This window comes from Mesorhizobium sp. M1A.F.Ca.IN.020.06.1.1, assembly GCF_004023265.1.
Taxonomy (GTDB): domain Bacteria; phylum Pseudomonadota; class Alphaproteobacteria; order Rhizobiales; family Rhizobiaceae; genus Mesorhizobium.
In genome coordinates, this window is the sequence record NZ_RZSR01001057.1 from 1 (window position 1) to 1,945 (window position 1,945).

The 1,945-nt window shown below is 64.5% G+C and carries 3 protein-coding genes; all 3 read left to right on the forward strand.

Annotation, left to right across the window (positions count from 1 at the left end):
* Nucleotides 1-685 (forward strand): NAD-binding protein (locus EOA60_RS30855; RefSeq protein WP_164899683.1); only part of this gene is annotated, 685 nt, incomplete at its 5' end.
* Between the two features lie 17 nt (nucleotides 686-702).
* Entirely contained in the window at nucleotides 703-1,512 is an 810-nt protein-coding gene (otnI, locus tag EOA60_RS30860) for a 2-oxo-tetronate isomerase (RefSeq protein WP_127334767.1), read from the forward strand.
* Nucleotides 1,509-1,945, forward strand: a 437-nt coding sequence (locus tag EOA60_RS30865) for a four-carbon acid sugar kinase family protein (protein WP_164899684.1), incomplete at its 3' end; no start/stop codon positions are given. The genes otnI and EOA60_RS30865, both read left to right, overlap by 4 nt.

Consider the following 1,945-nt stretch of genomic DNA (forward strand, 5'->3'; position numbering starts at 1 on the left):
CGCCAAACCCATGGCCGGGGGCGCGGTTTTCGTCTCCTCGGCCACGATCGATCCCGATGCGGTGCGCCGCCTTGCCACGCCGCTCGAAGCGACGGGACGGCTCTATCTCGACGCGCCGATCAGCGGCGGGTCGGTGCGCGCCGCCGAGGGTGCGCTCACCATTCTGGCCTCCGGCAGCCCTGCCGCCTTCGCCAGAGCGCGGCCGGCACTGGATGCAATAGCCGCCAACGTCTATGAACTCGGTGACGAGCCGGGCGTTGGTGCAGCCTTCAAGATGATCAACCAGTTGCTTGCTGGCGTGCATATCGCGGCGGCCAGCGAAGCCATCGCATTTGCCGCCCGGCAAGGGCTGGACATCCGCAAGGTCTACGAGGTGATAACTGCCTCCGCAGGCAATTCGTGGATGTTCGAGAACCGGGTGCCGCACGTGCTGGACGGCGACTACACACCGCGCAGCGCGGTCGACATCTTCGTCAAGGACCTCGGCATCATTCAGGATATGGCCCGCAGCGCCAAATTCCCGGTGCCGGTGGCCGCAGCCGCGCTACAGATGTTCCTGGCGACCTCGGCGGCTGGAATGGGCCGGGACGACGACGCATCCGTCGCCCGGCTCTACGCAAAGATCACCGGCACCGAACTGCCTACAACCCGCAAACCTAGCCAAACCGGCCTGACATCGGCCTGAGGAAGACTGGATCGCCCATGCCCCGCTTTGCCGCCAACCTGACAATGATGTTCAGCGAGTGGCCGTTCCTGGATCGGTTCCAGGCGGCCGCCGATGCCGGCTTCCGTGCGGTCGAATTCCTGTTTCCTTACGAGCACACGCCCGAGGTGATCGGCGAGCGACTTCGCAGATACGGTTTGACCCAGGCTCTGTTCAATTTGCCGCCTGGCGATTGGGCCGCCGGCGAGCGAGGACTGGCCGCCTTGCCCGATCGGTTCGCCGAGCTTCAGGCCGCCGTGGCATCTGCCCTTCCCTACGCGGAGGCCACGGGCGTGAAGCACCTGCATTTGATGTCGGGGCTCGCCGCTCGCGGGGACAGGGCGGCCATGGATGCCTATCGCAAAGCGATCCTCTGGACCGCCGGCAAGCTTGCCGATCGCGGCATCGATCTGGTGATCGAACCGATCAATGGTCGCGACATGCCGGGCTATTTCCTCAATGACTTCGACTTTGCCGAACAGCTCATCGGCGAACTGGCGCTGCCCAACCTCAAGCTGCAGTTCGATGTCTACCACCGCCAGATCCTGCATGGCGATGTCGTCATGGCGTTGCGCCGGCTGCTGCCGATCATTGGCCATGTCCAGATAGCAAGCGTGCCCTCCCGCCATGAGCCGACTTCGGAAGAGCTCAACGACCGGTTCATCTTCGCGGAACTGGACCGGCTGGGCTATGATGGTTTCGTCGGTTGCGAATATCGGCCCAGCGGCACGACACTTGAGGGGCTCGGCTGGTTCGCCCCCTTTGCCGGCGAGCCCCTTCCCCAGGCTGGCATCGGAGTTTCGCCATGAGCCTTGCCCTCGGCGCAATTGCGGACGACTACACAGGCGCGTCCGACCTGGCCAACACGCTCGCCAAGGAAGGTCTTCGCACGGTTCAAACCATCGGCATTCCGGCCGCAGGTCTGGATCTTCCCGAGGTCGACGCGGTTGTCGTCTCGCTCAAGATCCGTTCGGTTGCGGCAGCGCAGGCGGTGGAGCGCGCTCGCGCGGCCGACCAATGGCTGCGCGCCCGCGGGGCAGCGCATGTGATGTACAAGATCTGCTCGACCTTCGATTCCACCGATGCCGGCAATATCGGCCCGGTGCTGGACGCCTTGCGTCACGACGTGGATGAGAAATCGGTTTTGGTGACGCCGGCCTTTCCGGAAACCGGCCGAACCGTCTACCAGGGGAATCTTTTCGTCGGCGCGGTGCCGCTCAACGAGAGTCCGCTCAAGGATCA

Excerpts from the sequence above, each read along its gene's own strand:
- otnI (WP_127334767.1), top strand. The coding sequence starts at position 703 with ATGCCCCGCTTTGCCGCCAACCTGACAATGATGTTCAGCGAGTGGCCG.